19 protein-coding genes are annotated in these 19557 nt (G+C 57.1%); 10 read left to right on the top strand and 9 right to left on the bottom strand.

Translation table 11 applies throughout. The features are described from left to right. The coding region (locus AC2FFE_RS20120; RefSeq protein ID WP_496847518.1) for a transposase at nucleotides 1-177 on the bottom strand (177 nt) is incomplete at its 3' end. Nucleotides 178-250: 73 nt separating this feature from the next. After that, complete coding sequence (locus AC2FFE_RS20115) at nucleotides 251-1177, bottom strand: LysR family transcriptional regulator (RefSeq protein ID WP_496847517.1); 927 nt, start codon at nucleotides 1175-1177, stop codon at nucleotides 251-253. Nucleotides 1178-1282: 105 nt separating this feature from the next. Between AC2FFE_RS20115 and AC2FFE_RS20110 the strand changes: the two genes are divergently transcribed. The 10 genes from AC2FFE_RS20110 to AC2FFE_RS20065 are packed head-to-tail and all read left to right on the top strand — an operon-like array spanning nucleotide 1283 to nucleotide 11167. Next, complete coding sequence (locus tag AC2FFE_RS20110) at nucleotides 1283-2344, top strand: maleylacetate reductase (protein ID WP_496821018.1); 1062 nt, start codon at nucleotides 1283-1285, stop codon at nucleotides 2342-2344. Nucleotides 2345-2369: 25 nt separating this feature from the next. Further along, a complete protein-coding gene (locus tag AC2FFE_RS20105; RefSeq protein WP_496847516.1) occupies nucleotides 2370-3644 on the top strand; it encodes an ABC transporter substrate-binding protein in 1275 nt (424 codons plus the stop codon). 49 nt (nucleotides 3645-3693) lie between these two features. Beyond that, nucleotides 3694-4413, top strand: coding sequence for an ABC transporter ATP-binding protein (locus AC2FFE_RS20100; protein WP_170680888.1), 720 nt, complete (start codon nucleotides 3694-3696; stop codon nucleotides 4411-4413). After that, nucleotides 4413-5123 carry an ABC transporter ATP-binding protein gene (locus AC2FFE_RS20095; RefSeq protein WP_496847515.1) on the top strand — a complete coding sequence of 237 codons (711 nt, stop codon included), beginning with the start codon at nucleotides 4413-4415 and terminating at the stop codon, nucleotides 5121-5123. The genes AC2FFE_RS20100 and AC2FFE_RS20095 overlap by 1 nt, the downstream gene beginning before the upstream one ends. Further along, nucleotides 5120-5983 carry a branched-chain amino acid ABC transporter permease gene (locus AC2FFE_RS20090; protein WP_170680886.1) on the top strand — a complete coding sequence of 288 codons (864 nt, stop codon included), beginning with the start codon at nucleotides 5120-5122 and terminating at the stop codon, nucleotides 5981-5983. The genes AC2FFE_RS20095 and AC2FFE_RS20090 overlap by 4 nt, the downstream gene beginning before the upstream one ends. Further along, a complete protein-coding gene (locus AC2FFE_RS20085) occupies nucleotides 5983-7050 on the top strand; it encodes a branched-chain amino acid ABC transporter permease (protein WP_496821014.1) in 1068 nt (355 codons plus the stop codon). Before AC2FFE_RS20090 ends, AC2FFE_RS20085 begins: the two co-directional genes overlap by 1 nt. Nucleotides 7051-7053: 3 nt before the next feature. After that, nucleotides 7054-7635 (top strand): VOC family protein, encoded by a 582-nt coding sequence (locus AC2FFE_RS20080; RefSeq protein WP_496847514.1) that lies wholly within the window; start codon nucleotides 7054-7056, stop codon nucleotides 7633-7635. A 27-nt stretch (nucleotides 7636-7662) separates the two neighbouring features. After that, nucleotides 7663-9420, top strand: a complete 1758-nt coding sequence (locus AC2FFE_RS20075) for an FAD-dependent oxidoreductase (RefSeq protein ID WP_496847513.1) — start codon at nucleotides 7663-7665, stop codon at nucleotides 9418-9420. A 39-nt stretch (nucleotides 9421-9459) separates the two neighbouring features. After that, the gene (locus AC2FFE_RS20070) at nucleotides 9460-10344 is read left to right on the top strand and encodes an intradiol ring-cleavage dioxygenase (protein WP_496821011.1); all 885 of its coding nucleotides are present in this window, start codon (nucleotides 9460-9462) and stop codon (nucleotides 10342-10344) included. A 1-nt stretch (nucleotide 10345) separates the two neighbouring features. Further along, nucleotides 10346-11167, top strand: a complete 822-nt coding sequence (locus tag AC2FFE_RS20065; protein WP_496847512.1) for a 3-oxoadipate:acetyl-CoA acetyltransferase — start codon at nucleotides 10346-10348, stop codon at nucleotides 11165-11167. 46 nt (nucleotides 11168-11213) lie between these two features. On the opposite strand, the gene AC2FFE_RS20060 is transcribed toward AC2FFE_RS20065, so the two are convergent. The 7 genes from AC2FFE_RS20060 to AC2FFE_RS20030 all read right to left on the bottom strand — a co-directional run bounded on the left by AC2FFE_RS20060 (nucleotide 11214) and on the right by AC2FFE_RS20030 (nucleotide 19522). Further along, a complete protein-coding gene (locus tag AC2FFE_RS20060; RefSeq protein WP_496847511.1) occupies nucleotides 11214-12191 on the bottom strand; it encodes a pirin family protein in 978 nt (325 codons plus the stop codon). 81 nt (nucleotides 12192-12272) lie between these two features. Beyond that, nucleotides 12273-14453: a xanthine dehydrogenase family protein molybdopterin-binding subunit gene (locus AC2FFE_RS20055; protein WP_496821007.1), complete on the bottom strand. Its 2181-nt coding sequence runs from the start codon at nucleotides 14451-14453 to the stop codon at nucleotides 12273-12275. Between the two features lies 1 nt (nucleotide 14454). Next, entirely contained in the window at nucleotides 14455-14907 is a 453-nt protein-coding gene (locus AC2FFE_RS20050) for a (2Fe-2S)-binding protein (RefSeq protein WP_496821005.1), read from the bottom strand. 55 nt (nucleotides 14908-14962) lie between these two features. Continuing rightward, on the bottom strand, nucleotides 14963-15865 hold the full coding sequence (locus tag AC2FFE_RS20045) for an efflux RND transporter periplasmic adaptor subunit (protein WP_496821004.1): 903 nt from the start codon (nucleotides 15863-15865) through the stop codon (nucleotides 14963-14965). Continuing rightward, nucleotides 15862-17472, bottom strand: a complete 1611-nt coding sequence (locus tag AC2FFE_RS20040; RefSeq protein ID WP_496821003.1) for an MFS transporter — start codon at nucleotides 17470-17472, stop codon at nucleotides 15862-15864. The genes AC2FFE_RS20045 and AC2FFE_RS20040 overlap by 4 nt, the downstream gene beginning before the upstream one ends. Then, entirely contained in the window at nucleotides 17456-17764 is a 309-nt protein-coding gene (locus tag AC2FFE_RS20035) for a GNAT family N-acetyltransferase (protein ID WP_496821002.1), read from the bottom strand. The genes AC2FFE_RS20040 and AC2FFE_RS20035 overlap by 17 nt, the downstream gene beginning before the upstream one ends. A 24-nt stretch (nucleotides 17765-17788) precedes the next feature. Beyond that, on the bottom strand, nucleotides 17789-19522 hold the full coding sequence (locus tag AC2FFE_RS20030; RefSeq protein WP_496847510.1) for an amidohydrolase: 1734 nt from the start codon (nucleotides 19520-19522) through the stop codon (nucleotides 17789-17791). Nucleotides 19523-19557: the final 35 nt, after the last annotated feature.

Here is a 19557-nt window from a genome sequence, read left to right as displayed (position 1 = left end):
CGTCTTGTGCGGCCCATATTCCTTGGGAGCGTCACGCCAACGCAACCCATTGCGATTGATGAAGATAATACCGCTCAAAACACGTCGATCATCAACCCTCGGCTTGCCATGGCTCTTCGGAAAATAAGGCTGAAGGCGCGCCATCTGTTCGTCAGTCAGCCAGAATAGATTGCTCATGATATACCCCTGAAACTCAGGGGCTTGAATCACGCAGCCGAAATGGCGGCAACCAAATTAATGGGTCCAGAACCTAGGCCTTGCGAATCAATCGATCGAGCATCTCGAATTTCTGATTTATGAACTCAAGCACACGGTTCGATGAGGCCGTCATGCTTCGGGCCCTTAGCGTAACGCAACCCAAGTGGCGATCGGGATCACCAATCTTTATTGGAAGTGCTGTCAGAGTTTTTTGCCGTTGCATCATAAAGACCACCGAATAGGGTAAAACGGTTAAGGAATCTGAACCCGTCAGAACATTCACAACCGCACTCAAAGATCCGCCCGTGAAACTGATTTTGAGGTCGCGCATACCGATACCGTCCAGCGTGTTTCGCAAATCACGAAACAGCGGGCTATTTGCAGGTGGCGCGATCCAGGAATACTCGGTGATATCTTCCAGCTTCACCTCTTTTTTGCGCGCCAATGGGTGCCCAACACGGCACGCAATGACGTTTCGACCAGGCAGGATTTGACGAAACTCGTACTCATCAGACACGTCTGCCGGACGCATAGGGAGAATGGCCAAGTCCAGAGTTTCAGAGGATAACTGAGACAAAAGTTCTGTGGGGTATCCGTAGGATTGGTCGATCCGAACATTGGGATACTCGGCCTGAAACTCTGCAATCACGTTCGAGATAACACCGTCCATAAAGATCGGCGTACCCGCAACCCGCACCGCACCGGCAATGCCCTGCCGGTGCTCGTCTACAACACGACTTGCATGGCGACCCGCGCTCAGGATTCTTTGACCTTCCTGAGCCAGCGCAAGACCAAGCTCAGTGGGTTGCAAAGGTCTTCGGGTCGGCAGGAATAAGGGCTCTCCCACCCTGTCCTCCAAGAGAGAGACGCTTCTGGAGATACTGGGTTGAGATTTCCCAAGTAAAGCAGCGCCTTCGGTCAATCCTCCGGCCTCGACAATAGCCGCAAGAATTTCGAGATGTCTTGGATCCAGCTTCATAACTCAAAGTTATATTGATGGTCGTTAATTCGATCAAGAGTGCTGTCTTCGCCTGCTAGCGTTTCCACCAGACCCGCAATCCATCGCTTGTCAGGAACGCGCCCAATGGCTCTCAGCACCACCAGCATCAATGGCCAGAAAGTCCGGTTCGGCGCAGGTTTGCGCAACGACATCTGCACGGAGTTGGCGGAGCTGGGATCGAACAAGGCGCTGATCCTATCGACGCCTCAGCAAGTCGATATGGCAATGGAGCTTGCAACAACTGTTGGGGATCGTGCTGCAGGTGTCTTCAGCCGGGCAACGATGCACACCCCTGTCGGCGTGACCGAAGAAGCGGTTGAACACGCGTTGTCTGTCAAAGCCGACAGCATTGTCTCTATCGGTGGAGGTTCGACGATTGGCTTAGGCAAGGCGATTGCCCTTCGGACCTCTTTGCCACAAATCGCCATCCCGACAACATATGCCGGCAGCGAGGCAACTCCGATCCTGGGCCAGACTGAGGATGGCATCAAGACTACCCTGACAGACCAGAAGGTTCTGCCGCGCGTGATTCTGTACGACCCCGAACTTGTCGCGTCATTGCCGCCCGCAATGACCGTGACCAGCGCCTTGAACGCCATGGCTCATGCAACTGAGGCGCTTTATGCCAAGGATCGTACGGATCAGACCACGGAATTGGCGATCGACGGCCTGAAGGCGTTTGCAGAAGGCCTGCCGACCGTTGTGGCAAACCCCGGCGACCTGAAAGCCAGAGAAGAAACGCAGCGCGGTGCATGGGCCTGCGGCACTGTGCTTGGTCTGGTTGGAATGGCGTTGCATCACAAGCTTTGCCATACGCTGGGTGGGTCCTTCAATCTGCCGCACGCGGAAACCCACGCGGTCATTCTGCCCCATGCCATCGCCTACAACGAGGCGGGTGTACCGGAGCTGCTGGCCCCGGTGTCAGATGTTCTCGGCGGTTCTGGACCCGGGCAAGCCCTTTGGGATTTTGCCAAATCCATGGGCGCACCAATTGCTCTCAAAGACTTTGGTCTTTCAGAGGCCGATCTGGATCGCGCCACCGAAATCGCACTCAAGAACCCGTATTGGAACCCGCAGCCGGTCACTGCTGATGGGCTGCGGGCGCTTCTTCAAAACGCTTGGGCGGGCAACGCCCCAAACGTTTGACTTCACCGTGTCAAGGGAGGGACACATGATCACACGACGCAAATTGCTGCAATCCAGCGCCGCAACCGGCCTCGGCTTGGCCGCCGGCACGCTCGCGGCCCCCGCTATCGCTCAGAGCGCCAAGATCAAGCTGGGCTATGTCAGCCCGCAATCAGGTCCTCTTGCTGCCTTCTCTGAGGCCGACAAGTTTATTCTCGACAATTTCGCCGCGTCCGAGGCCGGTGTGAATTTCGAAGTCATCGTCAAAGACAGCCAGTCGAACCCGAACCGCGCCGCAGATGTCGCAGGCGAGTTGATCGTGGACGATGAGATTGACTTAATGCTGGTCGCTTCGACACCCGAAACGACCAACCCGGTTGCCTCGACCTGTGAGGCCGAGGAAGTGCCTTGTATCTCCACTGTTGCCCCGTGGCAGCCGTGGTTTATCGGCCAGCAGGGCAATCCCGGCGATCCAGCTAGTTGGGAGCCATTCTACTACGCCTATCACTTCTTCTGGGGCCTTGAGGACGTGATCTCGGTCTTCACGGCGATGTGGGGCCAATTGGAGACCAACAAGCAGGTCGGTGCATTGTTCCCGAATGACGGTGATGGCAATGCTTGGGGCGACCCGAATGTGGGCTTCCCGCCGGTTCTATCCGAGTTGGGATATAGCCTGACAGATCCCGGACGGTACCAGAACCTGACGGACGACTTCTCGGCCCAAATCAACGCATTTCGCCAAGCGAATGTCGAAATCGTAACTGGCGTCCCGATCCCGCCTGACTTCACCACCTTTTGGAGCCAGGCCAAGCAGCAAGGTTTTACCCCCAAGGCGGCGAGCATCGGCAAAGCCATCCTGTTCCCGCAGGCTGTCGAAGCTTTGGGTAACGCAGGCAATAACCTGAGTTCCGAAGTGTGGTGGTCACCGACGCATCCGTTCTCATCGTCGCTGACCGGCGCGAGTTCGGCGGAACTGGCGCAAGGCTACACAGCCGCCACAAGCCGCCAATGGACCCAACCCATCGGCTTTGTGCACGCGCTGTTTGAAATGGCCGCCAACGTCATGGGACGTGTTGAGGACGCAGGTGATGGCGATGCCGTAGCCGAGGCTATAGCTGCCACGCAGCTGGACTCGATTGTTGGCCGTATCGCCTTTGATGGTGCGGGCTTGCCACCCTTCGCTGCGCAGAACGTTGCGAAAACGCCCTTGGTCGGGGGGCAGTGGAGGCTGCTCGACAATGGCAGCTATGACCTCGTGATCGTCGACAACTCTTCGGCGCCCGAGATCCCGACCGCGGGTGTGATGGAAGAAATCTCCTGATCGCAACGACAACAACGCCCCGGACCCTGTCCGGGGCAGGAACTCCGGTATGACCATACTTTCGCTCAAAAACGTCTCAAAAAGCTTCGGTGCGCTCACCGTCACTGACGATGTCAGTTTTGATGTCGCGCAGGGGCAGGCCCTTGGGATCATTGGCCCGAATGGGGCGGGCAAGTCGACGCTGTTCAATCTGATTACCGGCAACCTGACCTCAGATGCTGGATCAATCCATTTCGACGGGGCTGACGTGACGCGCGTGCCGCCGATGCAGCGCTGCTTGTCGGGCATAGGGCGTTCGTTCCAGATCCCTCAGCCGTTTGATCATCTGACGGTGTTCGAAAACCTGCTGGTGGCCGCGACGCACGGGCAGAGTAAATCCGAACACGAGGTCGAACAGGACTGCGCCCGTATTCTTGAGCAAACGGAGTTGCTGGATGTGGCCAATGACACGGCCGGAGGATTGCGGCTGTTGCAACGCAAGCGGCTGGAGTTGGCCCGCGCGATGGCAACCAATCCCAAGCTGTTGCTTTTGGACGAGATTGCCGGGGGGCTGACCGACGCGGAATGCACCGCGCTGATCAACACGATCAAGGGGCTGCACAGCAGTGGCGTGACGATCATCTGGATTGAACACGTTCTGCATGCGCTCACTTCGGTCGTCGAACGCCTGCTGGTTCTGGATTTCGGCAAGGTCATCGGCCTCGGTGATCCGGACGAAATCATGAACAGCCGGGAAGTCAAAGAAATCTATCTGGGGATCGAAGTCTGATGAGCCTGCTAGAGACCCACGCACTGACCGCCCATTATGGCGATTTCCAAGCCCTGTTCGGCGTGGATATCCATCTGAACGAAGGCGAAACCGTTGCCATCATCGGTGCAAACGGGGCCGGGAAATCGACCCTCATGCGCTCAATCTCGGGCGTTCTGACCAACGGGTCCGACCAAGTACGCTTTGATGAGCAACCCATAGGAGATCTGGCCGCAGACCAAATTATGGCGCGCGGAGTGGCCATGGTGCCCGAGGGGCGTCGGCTGTTTCCTTCCCTAAGCGTCGAGGAAAACTTGCTGATCGGCACCTATGGCCGCAAGGTATCTGGCCATTGGTCTTTGCAAACAATCTACGACCTGTTCCCGATCCTGAAAGAGCGCCGGAACCATCCAGGCACGGCCCTATCTGGCGGACAGCAACAGATGGTTGCAATCGGCCGCGCGCTAATGAGCAACCCCCGTGTTCTGCTCTGTGACGAGATCAGCCTTGGCCTCGCGCCGGTGGTCATCAAAGACATCTACGATGCCGTCCCCCGCATTCAGGAAGCCGGAGCCAGCCTGATCGTGGTGGAGCAGGACATTGGCCAGGCGATGAAAGTCACGGATCGCGTCTACTGCATGATGGAGGGTCGCGTCACGCTGGAAGGCACCGCCGAGACGCTCAGCCGTGAGGCCATTCATGACGCCTATTTCGGAGGAGCCGCCGCATGATCTGGATCGACACTATCATTCAGGGCGTTTTGTTGGGCGGGCTCTATGCGCTTTTTGCAGCTGGGCTGAGCCTTGTGTTCGGGATCATGCGCTTGGTCAATCTGGCCCATGGCGATCTGATCGTCTTTGCCGCCTATCTGATCCTTCTGCTGGTCTCGCTGCTTGGGCTCTCTCCGTTTCTGGCGGCAATCATTGCCGCGCCGATTATGTTTGGCGTCGGTTGGGCTTTGCAGAGGCACGTGCTGAACCGCGTTCTGGGGCCTGATATCCTGCCGCCTTTACTTGTGACATTCGGTCTGTCGGTCGTCTTGCAGAATGCTCTGCTCGAAGGGTTCTCAGCCGATAGCCAACGTTTGCCTGCGGGTGAGATTGCAACGGCGTCCGTTCAGATGGGCGGGCTGAACCTTGGCGTTCTTCCGCTGCTGACCTTTGCCTCTGCGATCCTTGTGATCGTCGGGCTCAACCAACTTTTTTATCGCACCGAACTGGGTCGGGCCTTCCGCGCAACCTCGGATGATGCGGTGACAGCGGGTCTGATGGGTATCCGGCCAGAACGTATCTTCGCCACTGCGACAGCCATCGCAATGCTCGTGGTGACCTTGGCGGCGCTCTATCTGGGTATGCGAGCGAACTTTGACCCGAACATCGGCCCAGCCCGCTTGATCTACGCCTTTGAGGCCGTGATCATTGGTGGCCTCGGCAGCCTGTGGGGCACGCTGATCGGGGGCATCATCATTGGCGTCGCTCAGACTGTCGGCGCAGCAATCAACCCCGAATGGCAAATCCTCGCTGGCCACCTGGCGTTTCTTATCGTGCTTCTGATCAAACCCAGAGGCCTGTTTCCAAGGGCGGTGGACTGATGGCTGATACCTCAATGTACCGAGTCCAAACTCAGACCCGCGCGTCCTACAGTGCCGGAGCCGTCTGCATCGCCCTAATCATCTTGTTCATCCTGCTGCCGACTTTTGCCAGCAGGGGGTTGATTCAAGACCTGTTTTTCATCTTCACCATGCTTGTACTGGCGCAATTCTGGAACTTGCTTGCGGGGTATGGTGGCCTTGTGTCTGTCGGCCAGCAAGCCTTCGTAGGCATGGGGGCCTACGCCATGTTCGGCGGCGTCATCCTTTGGGGTATGGACCCGGTTCCGGCGATCCTGCTGGGCGGCGTTGCAGCCCTGATTGTCGCCATACCCACGGCCTTCTTCGCCTTCCGCCTGCAAGGGGCCTATTTCGCCATCGGCACATGGGTCATCGCCGAGGTCATGCGCCTACTGGTGGCCCAATGGAAAGTGCTTGGCGGCGGCACCGGAACCTCTCTGCCGCGCACCGCGACACGCGAGATGTGGGCCACCGAATGGATCCAGACCACGTTTGATGTTCGCGGAGCGGCAGCGCGAGATATCCTGACCTACTGGCTGGCCTTGGCGCTGGTGATCGCAACGATTGCGGGTATCTACTGGCTGCTCAGAACAAAGCGCGGGCTGGCATTGGCTGCGGTACGCGACAATGTCGAAGCAGCGAAATCCGTCGGTGTGGATGCGGTGCGGATGAAATGGCTGGTCTACATGGTCTCAGCTGCTGGGACGGGACTGACCGGCGCTCTGATTTACGTTCAAAAGCTTCGGATTTCACCCGATGCGGCGTTTTCGGTCACCGACTGGACGGCTTATGTGATCTTCATCGTCGTGATCGGAGGCATCGGCACCATCGAAGGCCCGATCCTCGGCGTGCTGATCTTCTTCATCTTGCAAAGCCTGCTCGCTGATTACGGCTCCTGGTACCTCATGGTGCTCGGGCTGATCGGGATCGCCGTCATGCTCTTCGCACCGCGCGGCATCTGGGGGCTGATCTCTGAGAAAACCGGACTTCAAATATTCCCCGTGCGCCGTCGTTTGGTGGTTGGCGCGCAGTCGAACAAGGAGGATTGATCCATGAAAACACTTGCATTGACGGTCGCAGTCACAGCACTTGGAACTGGCGCATTTGCTGGCAGTTCCTTGCCGGGAATGACGGGCACAGACCACGTGGGATTTACAGTTCCGAGTGTCGATGAGGCTGTCACCTTCTTTCAGAACGTCATCGGTTGCAATGTGTTCTACCCGTTGGGACCGTTCTCGGGCGGTGAAAGCACTTGGATGGCGGACCACTTGAACGTGGACGCCAAGGCCGAGATACCGACGATGCGGCTGGTACGCTGTGGCAATGGCGCCAATTTCGAAATCTTCGAATACACCGCGCCGGATCAGGATACGAAGCTGCCGCGAAACTCGGATATCGGCGGGCATCACATCGCGTTCTACACCACCGATATGGAAAGTGCCGTCAGCTATTTGCAGGACAAGGGCATTCAGGTTCTGGGCAACCCGACAACTATGGCCGAAGGCCCAAGCGCTGGCGAGACCTGGGTCTATTTCCTTGCCCCCTGGGGCATGCAGCTGGAACTGGTCAGCTACCCGGACGGCAAAGCCTATGAGGCCGAATACGACGGCCGCCTTTGGGATCCGCGGTCCTGAGAAATTCAAAAACAAGGGAGAGAGCTTATGGCCACCATCACAACGGATGTCCTGATCATCGGGACCGGCCCGGCGGGGTCTGCAACGGCGGCTTTGCTGTCGAGCTATGGCGTCGAGAACATGGTCATCAACCGCTATCGCTGGCTGGCCAATACGCCGCGCGCGCATATCACCAATCAGCGCACGATGGAGGTTCTGCGCGACCTTGGTCACGAGGTCGAGGCCGAAGCCTATATGCACGCCGCGCACCAGGATCTGATGGGCGAAAACGTGTTCTGCGAAAGCCTCGCCGGTGAGGAAATCGGACGGATGAAAAGCTGGGGCAATCATCCTCTATCCAAGGCAGAACATCTGCTGTCCAGTCCGACAATGATGAATGATCTTCCACAGACGTTCATGGAACCGATCCTGTTTGGCACCGCCTGTCGCCGTGGGACTCAGGCACGCATGAGCACCGAATACTTGCGACATGAGCAAGACGCAGATGGTGTGACGACGACTTGTTTGGATCGTTTGTCGGGCGAAGAAATCACGATCCGGTCGAAATACCTGGTCGGCGCGGATGGGGGCAATTCTCTGGTTGCCGAACATGCCGGTCTACCATTCGAAGGTCAGATGGGCGTCGGCGGATCGATGAACATCCTGTTCCGCGCTGATCTCAGCAAATATGTCGCGCATCGGCCATCGGTCCTCTATTGGGTGATGCAACCGGGTGCGAATGTCGGTGGAATCGGCATGGGTCTGGTCCGCATGGTCCGCCCTTGGAACGAATGGCTCATTGTCTGGGGCTATGACATCAACCAACCAGCGCCCGAAGTTGACGAGGCCATGGCCACTCAGGTGGCGCGTCAGCTTGTCGGCGACCCCGAGCTTGAGATTGAACTGATCAGCGCCAACACCTGGACCGTCAACAATATGTACGCGACCCATATGCAAAAGGACCGCGTATTCATCATGGGCGATGCGGCGCACCGACACCCTCCGTCCAACGGGCTGGGGTCAAACACGTCAATTCAGGATAGCTTCAACCTCGCCTGGAAACTGGCCGCAGTCCTGAAAGGCCATGCCGGAGAGAACCTGCTGGATAGCTACAGCGAAGAACGCGCACCCGTGGCAAAGCAGATCGTTACACGGGCCAATCAATCCATCGGTGAATTCGGTCCCATCTTTGAGTCGCTCGGAATGGCCGAAGGTGTCGACCCAGAGGTCATGCAAAGCAACCTTGAGGCACGCTCCGGATCAACGCCTGAAGCTGCGGCACAAAGGCAGGCCATTCGCGAGGCGATCACCTTCAAGAAGTATGAGTTCGATGCGCATGGTGTAGAAATGAACCAACGCTACAACTCCTGTGCGATTGAAACGGATGGTCAACCCAATCCCGGTTTTGATCAGGATGCTGAGCTGCACTACCAGCCCACGACTTGGCCCGGCGCGCGCATCCCACATGTTTGGGTGTTTGATCATGATACTGGGAACAAACATTCAACTCTGGATTTGTGCGGTCGCGGAGAAATCACCGTCCTGACCGGGATTGGTGGCGAGGCCTGGGTAACAGCGGCTGAGACCGTTTCGAAAGAACTGGGCATGCCCATTCGCTGTCACGTCATCGGCCCGCGCCAGACCTATGTTGACCACACCGGGGATTGGGCGCGCGCGTCGGAGATTTCGGATAGGGGCTGTTTGTTGGTCCGTCCTGATCAACACGTGGCGTGGCGCTCAGCTGATATGGCTGCGGATGCCGAAGCCCAACTGCGTCGCGCGCTGACCACAGTACTTTCGCGATGAGCCAATCTGGAGCAAACTTATACAAGTCAGGAGGCCAAAATGGACTCGCATGAGATGGGATACTTCACCGAGGAAAACTCGGCCGAGGTCGTCACGGCACGCAACAAAAACGCAGAAAACGAACGGCTTAAGCAAGTGATGGAGGTCATCACGCGAAAGCTCCATGAAGCGGTTAAGGAAATCGAGCCGACGCAGCAGGAATGGTTCGAGGCGATCATGTTCCTGACCAAGGTCGGGCATATGTGCGATGACTGGCGGCAGGAGTTTATCCTTCTATCGGATGTTCTGGGCGTTTCGATGTTGGTGGATGCCGTGAACTCTCGCCGCCCAACCGGGGCCTCCGAGAACACCGTGTTGGGCCCGTTCCACGTAGGCGGCGCTCCGGAATATGATATGGGGCATAACATTTGTCTCGACCAAAAGGGCGAGGACATGGTGGTGCGGGGTCGTGTCACCGATGTGGACGGCAACCCGCTGGAAGGCGTCAAGATTGATGTCTGGCAAGCCAATGATGATGGGTTTTACGACGTGCAGCAGAAAGGTATTCAACCTGATTTTAACCTGCGCGGCGTCTTTACGACCGGTGCCGATGGGACCTATTGGTTCCGTGCGGTTCGGCCAAAGAACTATCCGATCCCAGATGACGGGCCGGTTGGCGATCTGTTGAAGCGTCTTGGTCGACACCCGTACCGACCGGCACACCTTCACTACATCGTTTCAAAAGACGGCTACGACGACCTGACTACGCATATTTTCGATCCCGATGATCAATACATCAATTCGGATGCGGTATTTGGCGTCAAAGAAAGCCTGATCGCCGAATTCAACCGGGTCGATGATCCGGCGCGATCTGCGGAAGTTGGCTTTGAAGGTCCCTATTGGGATGTCGAATTCGACTTTGTCCTCGCACCGAAAGAAGCGTGAAATGTCCGACCCCTGCATCATCTGCGTCGCAATAACCGGGTCCTTGCCAACCAAGGCCAATAACCCGGCTGTGCCTATATCAGTCGAGGAACAAGTCGAAAGCACACAGGCCGCTTTTGAGGCAGGGGCAGCCATCTGCCATGCCCATGTTCGAAATGATGACGAAACGCCTTCGAGCGACCCGGAAAAGTTCGCAAGGTTGAAAGAGGGGCTTGAGAAACACTGCCCTGGCATGATCATCCAGTTTTCGACAGGCGGGCGATCGGGGGCGGGCAAGACGCGGGGCGGCATGTTGCCGTTGCGACCGGATATGGCTTCGTTGTCGGTAGGGTCGAACAACTTCCCCACGCGCGTCTACGAAAACCCACCCGATCTTGTCGACTGGCTCGCGGCTGAGATGGCGACCTATGACGTCAAACCAGAGATCGAAGCCTTCGATCTGAGCCACATCCTGAAGGCGGCCGAGATGCACAAGAAAGGTCAAATCAAAGACACGCCTTATGTGCAATTTGTCATGGGTGTCAATAACGCGATGCCCGCGGATCGGGACGTATTCGATTTCTACGTGAAAACAGTTGACCGACTATTTCCGGGTGCGCCTTGGTGCGCTGCAGGCATTGGTGCGCAGCAGGAGGTTCTGAACCACTGGGCAATTTCGTCAGGTGGCCATGCGCGCACGGGTTTAGAAGACAACGTGCGCCTGGATCACAATACACTGGCACCATCAAACGCGGCGCTTGTAACGCGGACTGCAGAAATCTGTGAACAATACAATCGTCCGGTTGCCACAGCGGACCAGGCACGTAGTATCCTGGGCCTCTAGACCGGGTTTTGCGCAGGGTATGAAGCTCGCAAACCCGGTCGAAACGTCAGGTCGAAGGCTCGGCATTTCTATTGGGCAAGGTCTGCTCAAGTTCTGGCGTGATAGGGATATGCTCGGCGTCATCACCCGGTGGCAGTTTGAAGGGGCCATTGGCCCAATCCGCCGCTTTCCAAGACTCTTTGGCGTCTTCAATCCTGTCTCGTGACGATGAAACGAAATTCCACCAGATGTAACGCTCCTCGCTCAGGGTTGCCCCACCCAGCGCCATAAGACGAGCACCCTTCTCACCAGCCCGAACGCTGATTTTGTCACCGGGTCGAAAGACCATCATTTGCCCGGCTTCGAAGACGTCGCCAGCAATTTCAACCGACCCTTCAGTGACATAGATCCCACGGTCTTCCTGATCGTCCGGCAATGGAAAATGCGCACCCGGCGAAAGAATGACATCGACGTAAAACGTCTCGGATTGCATCGTCACGGGGCTGGATTTGCCATAGGCCGATCCGAGTATGAGCTTTGTTTGAATGCCCGTATCTTGAAGCTCCGGAAGCACTGCGTTCTTGTGGTGTTCAAAGTCCGGTGCCATGTCTTCGCGGTCTTTTGGCAACGCGATCCATGTCTGAATCCCGAACAACTTATTGCGCTTGGCCCGTGTTTCCGCGCTGGTGCGTTCGGAATGCGTTACGCCCTTGCCTGCAACCATCCAGTTCACTTCGCCCGGGTAGATCATCTGATGGGTGCCTAGGCTGTCGCGATGCTCAAACTCGCCATCATACAAATAGGTTACTGTTCCAAGACCGATATGCGGATGGGGGCGAACGTCTATGCCGCCTTCTGTGATGAACTCTGCCGGACCCATCTGGTCGAAAAAGATGAAAGGTCCAACCATCTGGCGTTCGGGCGCAGGCAAAGCACGCCTGACTTCAAAACCACCAAGATCACGGGCACGCGGAATAATCAAAGTCTCAATACTGTCAGCCGTGCTATTTGGGCACTCAGGGTTATGCGTGGGGTTCCAACTCATGCATTGGGTCCTTTGTCTGTAGTTGGGTCTTGCCAAATGCGCCGCCGGTCAAAGGAAATGACCGGCAGCATCCTTAGGTACCTACGTTTCCAGCGCGGCAGTGACGCGATCCGGAGTAAACGGCATGTGGCGCAGGCGCTTGCCTTGCGCGGCATAGAACGCGTTGGCAATGGCCGCGGGCACCATCGGCGTGCCGACCTCGCCAACACCTACAGGCGGCGCATCAACCTCTGCGACGTAGATCTCAATTTCTGGCATCTGCGACGCGCGTGTAATCTCGTAGTCCCAGAAGTTGCTCTGCACCACTTCACCGTTTTCGATGTCGATCTTTTCAGAAAGAGCCATCGAGATACCGAACACGATACCACCTTCGATCTGATTGAGCGCGTTGTCTGGCGTGACGATCAGGCCCGCATCGATTGCGGCCCAGAAGTTGGTGATCTGGATCTCTCCGCTATCCGCGTCAACTTCAACTTCCGCCACACCTGCGGCCATGGACGAACTGTAGCCTGCAAAAGAAAGCCCTAGGTTTCGATCACCCCGATTTTGCCAATCGGACATCTCGGCCACCTTCTCAAGCAGGTGTCGCCCACGCGGGTTTTCGGAAACAAGATCTAGCCGGAACTCCAACGGATCCCGCTTGGCTTGTTCTGCCAGTTCATCCATAAAACACTCTGCCGCAAAGGCCGTGTAGGACGCACCAATACCGCGATAGGGCGCAAGGCGGGCGTGCCGGTCCATTATCAGATGATCGGCGCGGAAATCTTTGATCCCATAGAACTTGCTCTCCGCACCCCGCATGGAGATCACATCGTTCGGGTTCACCGCATCCCAACGCAGCGGGTTGAAGAACCCAATGACCGTTGGTGTCGCGACCTTGTGATACCACCCATCCAGGTTACCGTCTGCCGTCAAGCCGGCCTCAAGTTTTTGAGCCGCCGCAGGGCGGAAGGTTCCCTGCTTAACGTCGTCTTCACGCGGCCAGATCACTTTGACAGGGCGTCCAACGGCCTTAGAGCACAGCACTGCATCGCGCACATAGTTCTGCATCAGCGCTGTGCGTCGCCCAAATCCTCCGCCCATTGTCATCATGTTCAGTCGAACGTTTTCGACTGGGATACCCAGCACCTCGGACACGGTGCGCGCGGTCCAGGACTGCGTTTGCGTGCCCGCCCAAACCTCTGCACCTTGCCCGTCCGCGTCGACATCAGCGACCGCCGCCATCGGCTCAATCTGAGCATGGTAGGCATAGTCCGACAGATAAAGCTGCGAATACTGGCGGTCTGCTTTACCAATGGCTGCAAGAGCGTCACCTTTCTCAGCCCAGGTTGCACCCGACGCGTCAGGAGCGCTGACAACGGCGGCGTATTCGGCCAGCGTCTCTTGGCTGTTTGAGGTACGGAAGGGTGAGGTGGTGGACCATTCGACCTCTAGCAAACCCCGTGCCCCCAAGGCAGACCACAGGCTTTCTGCCACCACGGCGACTCCGTCCGGCACCGTCACGATATCGATAACGCCCGGTACTTCGCGTGCGGCAGTGTCCTTGATGGAAAGCGGTACCTCGTCCTCGACTGGTGCGCGTAGGACCGCCGCATAGGCCATGTTGGGCACATCCACATCGATCGCGTATTCGGCCTGACCTGTGCTTTTGGCCGGAACATCGCGACGCGGAAGGTCTTGCCCGATGATCCGAAACGCGGATGGGTCTTTCAGCGGCACGGTCTCAGCGTCTGGTACCGTAACATCCCTTGAACCAAGCGCCGCCAATTCACCATAACCGGCCTGTTGGCCATCGGGACCCAAAACAACACTTGGTTCGGTCCTAAGGCTGGCTTTGTCCAAAGCCCATTCACGTGCTGCAATTTGCAGCAACACGTCGCGCGCCTGCGCGCCCGCCTTGCGCATCGGGTCAAAATAGAACTGCGTTCCGGTGCTGCCAGCCGTATATAGAACACCGCCAAACAGCTGATTTCCAAAGCGTCGATCATCAGCGTTTAACTGTTCGATCTCAACGTCTTCCCATGCAGCATCCAGCTCCTCAGCAAGGATTTGTGGCAGTGTGGAGTAGCTGCTTTGACCCATTTCGGTCGACGGGAAGACGATCCGGATGCTTCCATCGGCCCGGATCGTCAACCAGTGATTGACATCCAGAGTGCCAACAGCTGCCTCAGCCCGGACAGATGAGATCCCCCCCGCACCGATGAAAAATGTCAGTCCGGCAGCGCCTTGTAGAAATCCACGGCGGTTCATGGTCATAGTCATCTCAAACCTCCTTGGCTGCGCGTTCGATGGCTTTGAAAATTCGGTTGTACGTTCCGCATCGACAAAGGTTCGGGCTCATTTCATCGACGATTTCCTGTCGTGTCGGCGATGGATTGACCGCCAGAAGTGCCGCTGCGCGCATGATCTGACCCGACTGGCAATAGCCGCATTGTGCGACCTGTTCCTCGACCCAGGCCTTCTGAACAGGATGCGAGCCGTCTTTGGACAATCCTTCGATCGTCGTGACTTGCGCATCCTCCACATCGCTGACCGACATCTGACATGCGAAGCTGGCCACACCGTCCACATGCACCGTGCACGCCCCACACATGGCTGCACCGCACCCGTATTTCGTACCCTTGAGTTTGAGTGTATCTCGAAGGACCAGCAGCAGCATTTCGTCAGGGGGGTTATCAACCTCTACGGGTCGGCCGTTCAATTCGAATTTGATCATTTGGAACAGTCCTTGTGATGCCTGATGTTGAGGGGATCTTGCGGAGTGGATTTCGTCATGGCCTGATCATGGAGTGGTTTTGCTCGGAGCCGGTGACTGGGCGGACCATGGGCGTGACACGAACTTTCATTCCCGGTCGCAACGCTAGGTCGGGGTTTTCCAGATCTGCCCAGACACGTATTTTTCCGCTGTTTTCGTCGAACCAGACTGCCGATCCGGTGAGCCGAATTGCATCCGTCAGAACCTGACCGATCTCCGTTTCAACACGGAACCGGCCAGAATTTGATAACTCCTCTGAGCGAGTGTTGCTCGTGTTCAACCCTGAAACCCATTGGGCATAGGGAATCTCGAATACAACGCGCAAGCGGTTCAGATTTACGAGTTGAAACAGGGGCGGGTCGCCCGAATTGAACTCAACCAGCGAACCCGGTCCAACACGCGGGTCTTCGACATGTCCTGAGATCGGCGCACGAATGAGCGTGTCGTTGTAGTTGGTTTGTGCGATCTCCAACTCGGTTTCCCCCAAGGCCCTTTCGGCCTCAGCCAAAGCCAGATCGGTTTCGGCGTCCAACAAAGCAACCTCTGTTACCGCCCCGCGCGTTGAGAGTTGGGATGCGCGCCCCAGCCTATCTCGGGCTTGAAGCAACAGAGCCTCTGCTTTGGCCAGCTCTGCGCTCGCAGCATCGACCGCCAGTTTGTCCAGATCGTTTCGTAGCTGCAGCAATGGCGTGCCCGCTTCGACATAGTCACCTTGCTCAACCAGAACTTCTTCGACAATGCCCTCTGCCCGGCTATAGACGTCTGACCGTTCGACCGCTTCGATACGGCCGTCAAAACCTGTACCATCCGCGGATGCCTGGTCAGGTGCATGGACCCAGAATAGAGCCGTAAGAACCATGACCGATGGCAAGGGTCTTTTGATGACCAAAATCGACAGCATCTCAAACACTTTCATCATGGTGCGATCAAATGGCGAACGACGGGTCCACTTTCACGGGTATCGAAGGCTGCGACGGTCTGTTGAAGATCCTGATCCTGGTGTGACACACGCTCATGCTGGGCCAGATGTTCTTCCCAGGAAGAGACCATGAAGGCCTCGACCCATAGCTCAGGCTCTTCCGCACTTTGGAAAACGCGCCAGTCATAGGCTCCATCGCGCCAGCGCTCGCCGGACCATTCCTGAATGGCGGACAGGAACGCAGCTTCGTCCTCGGGTCGTATCCGATACTCGACTTCGACCATGACAGGACCGCGGGATGCCAAGCCGTCCTCTTCAAGGGCAACCTGTGGTGCAGGCCAATGCATAGAGGGCGTCAGGTCCAGATCTTCGCCCTGACCAAGCTGGAGCTTGCGCGTCAGGATCAAACCGACGATCAGACCACCTGCTGCGATCAACAAGGTGATCGACACAGATGTTGCCGTCGCCACCTGACCCCAGATTGCTGATCCAAACGCCATGGACCCAAAGAAGACCATCAGATTTACGGCCAACCCTCGGGCCCTGACCCAATTGGGCAGCGCCGTCTGCGCCGAAACATTGAACGTGGTGAGAACGGCAATCCAGCTAAAGCCACCCAACAGTGCAGCGATATAGGCCAGTGGAGGTGTTGTCGCCGTCGCAAGAATAGCCATGGCAATGGCTGTGCCGATGGTGCCGCCTGCTGCTGTGGTGCTTGCGTCGAGCTTCGCTCGGAACTGCGGAAGTGTCAAAGCACCCGCGACAGCCCCGGCACCAATCAAAGTCAACAACATACCATACAGCGTCGCCCCGCCACCTTCGATCGCTCGGACGACCAGCGGCAACAGAGCCCAATAGGCAGAGGCAAAGATAAAGAAGGCAAAGGATCGGATTAACGTAGCCTTGAGCGGGCCGTTATGTGCGACATGCCGCATGCCGGTCATCATCGCATTGAAGACGGGCTGTGATGTCTTTGAAACATCCACGTCGTGCTTCCAAAGCAATAGTGCGCCAATGATCACGGTGTAGCTGACCGCGTTGACCGCAAAAGGGGCCGCCAAGCTGACCGATGCAATCAAAACACCAGCCAAGGCAGGGCCGATCGCGCGGCTGATGTTGATGCCCATTGAATTCAGCGCGATGGCGGGCTGCAATGCGTCGCGTGGTACCAGAGTTGGCACGATCGCTTGCCAGGCCGGAGCCATGAAAGCCGTGCCAGTTCCGATGGCCAATGTGAACAGGATCAGGAGCGTAGGAGTTACCAGTTCAAGCTGAACCAGCACTGTTAGCACCGCAACCAGTACCAGAAGCACAACGTTCACTGTGATCAACAACTTACGTTTATCCAACCGATCCGCCAGCGTACCGGCATATAAGGCGAAGATGAACACCGGCAGGGTTGTTGCCGCCTGCACGAGAGAGACAACCGCCGGAGATGAGTTGAGCGTCGTCATCAACCACCCCGCGCCCACATCATGCATCCAAGTGCCGACGTTGGAGATCAGGGTCGCAACCCAAAGAAGCGCAAACGCCCGATGTTTGAACGGGGCCCAAGCCGAGTTTGATGCCGCAGGTGCAGGTTTCGCGATGCTACCACTGGATGACATCTGCCAACTCCTCGCGGTTTCTTTCGGCGTAGGACCGAACAAACGGGCAAAGAGGCACGATGCGGAGACCCTTGTCGCGCGCATCCGCCACAAGCTGCGCGGCCAAGGTCCGAGCCAAGCCGCGACCACGCAACTCTTCCGGGACAAACGTGTGGTCGGCGATAACGAGGCTGCGCGTGACTTTTGACAGCGTCAGTTCCGCCTCGCTCACGATCCCGGACACCGAAGCGCCGTATCGTGCTTTTGTATCGCTTTCGCTGTAGGTGATTTTTAGCTTTTGATCGTCCAACATGGGAAATCTCCTGAGGTCTTGCCGCTATTCAGCGGCAAGGCTGCCTTGGCTCTGCGTCGAAGCGCCGGGCGCGCCGAAAATTGGAATGGGTGACCAATCGGGAAGCTCCGGCAGCGGGGCAGGTGCATGTGCCGCAAAACGAGCCTTGGCATGTACGATCTTTCCGCCCGTGAGTGTCAGGTCGGCCTCAATCTCGGTTATCTCGTCCTCGGCGATTGCGAAGTAATCCCTGTCGAGCACTGCGATATCCGCCCATTGTCCGGCCTTGATCTGACCTTTCTTTCCCGCTTCCCGGCTGAACCAAGCCCCGGCGGCGGTCCAATGTCGCAGCGCGTCGTGCCGATCCAAACGGTTCACCGCACTCCAGATGACATCGCCACCACGGCCCTTGCCAGATACCGCCCAATGAATGGCAAGCCACGGATTGTATGAGGAGACTCGCGTCGCATCCGTGCCAGCGGCCAGCGGTACACCGGACTCCATCATCTTCTTGACCGGTATGACCTCACGAAGGGCGTCTTCACCGTACCGTTCGCGATAGGCTGTGGTCTGAAAAGCGATGCGGTTCTGATAACTGATACCTCCGCCCAGGCGGGCGACCCATTCCATCGTGGATTCCGAGATCGTCTCACCGTGATCGAAAATCCAATTCAGCTCTTCCAACCCTTTGTCGCGCCCGACCTCTTCAATAAGGCTTAGCAACCGGTGGGCGCTTTCCTCGTAGGTGCAATGGAAACGGATCGGCCAGCGGTTTTCGAAAAGGAACTCGAGTACCGGCCTGAGGTCCCCTTCCATCCGCTTGGGCAGATCGGGGCGGGGGTAGCTGAAATCTTCGAAATCATAGGCAGACGCGACCAGCATCTCGCCCGCGCCCACGCATTTCAGGTAGTCGTTTCCTTCGTCTGGCTTGACGATGTCATTCCAGCGTTTGAAGTCGTCCAATTCGAACATTGGACGCTGGGCAAATAGCTGATAGCCGATGCGCACGGTCTGCTCACCGCGTTTGTTCAATTCGGTGATGACGCCGTAATCATCTGGATAGTTCAGGAAGCCACCCGCGCAATCCAAAGCTGAGGTCAATCCAAGGCCATTCAGTGCCTTTAAATAGTGCTTGGTCGATGTGACCTGCTGCTCGAAATCCAGCTTGGGGGCCATATCCAAAAGAGCGTAGAGCGGCTGCGCGTTCGGGCGCGCCATCGCGAGACCTGTCGGGTTGCCCTGATTGTCCCGCTCAAGGCGGCCCGAAACAAAGGGTTCGTAGAAATGTTTGTCGATTCCGATTGCGCGTAGGGCGGCTTTGTTCAGCCAAGCGCGATCATAGAGGTGCAACACATAGACTGGCACGTCCGGCGCAACCGCATTGATCTCGTCAATCGTTGGCAGGCGCTTTTCAGCGAATTGATCGACGGACCAACCACCAACCACGCGGATCCACTGCCCAGCAGGAGTGCGTTCGGCCTGAGCCTTCAGCATACGCAGACCATCGGCAAGCGACGGAACGTGGTCCCAGCGCAGCTCCATCGCAAAGTTGTTGCCTTGTCGGATGATGTGCGTATGGCTATCGATCAAACCGGGAATTACACGCTGACCGCCCAGATCAATAGTCTCGGTTTCGGGGCCCGCAAGCCCAAGCATGTCTTTGTCTGTTCCAACTGCGGTGATGTGATCGCCTGAAATACCTATAGCTGTTGCTTCGGGGATGTCGGGATCCATTGTCGTGATCTTGCCGTTGAAGAGTATCTTGTCTGGGGCGGCCATGGTGAAAATCCTTTGGCAAAAGGGAAGCGGTCTGT

Source organism: Ruegeria sp. YTSA168 (genome assembly GCF_059610045.1).
This window is presented reverse-complemented; position numbering and strand designations above follow the sequence as displayed.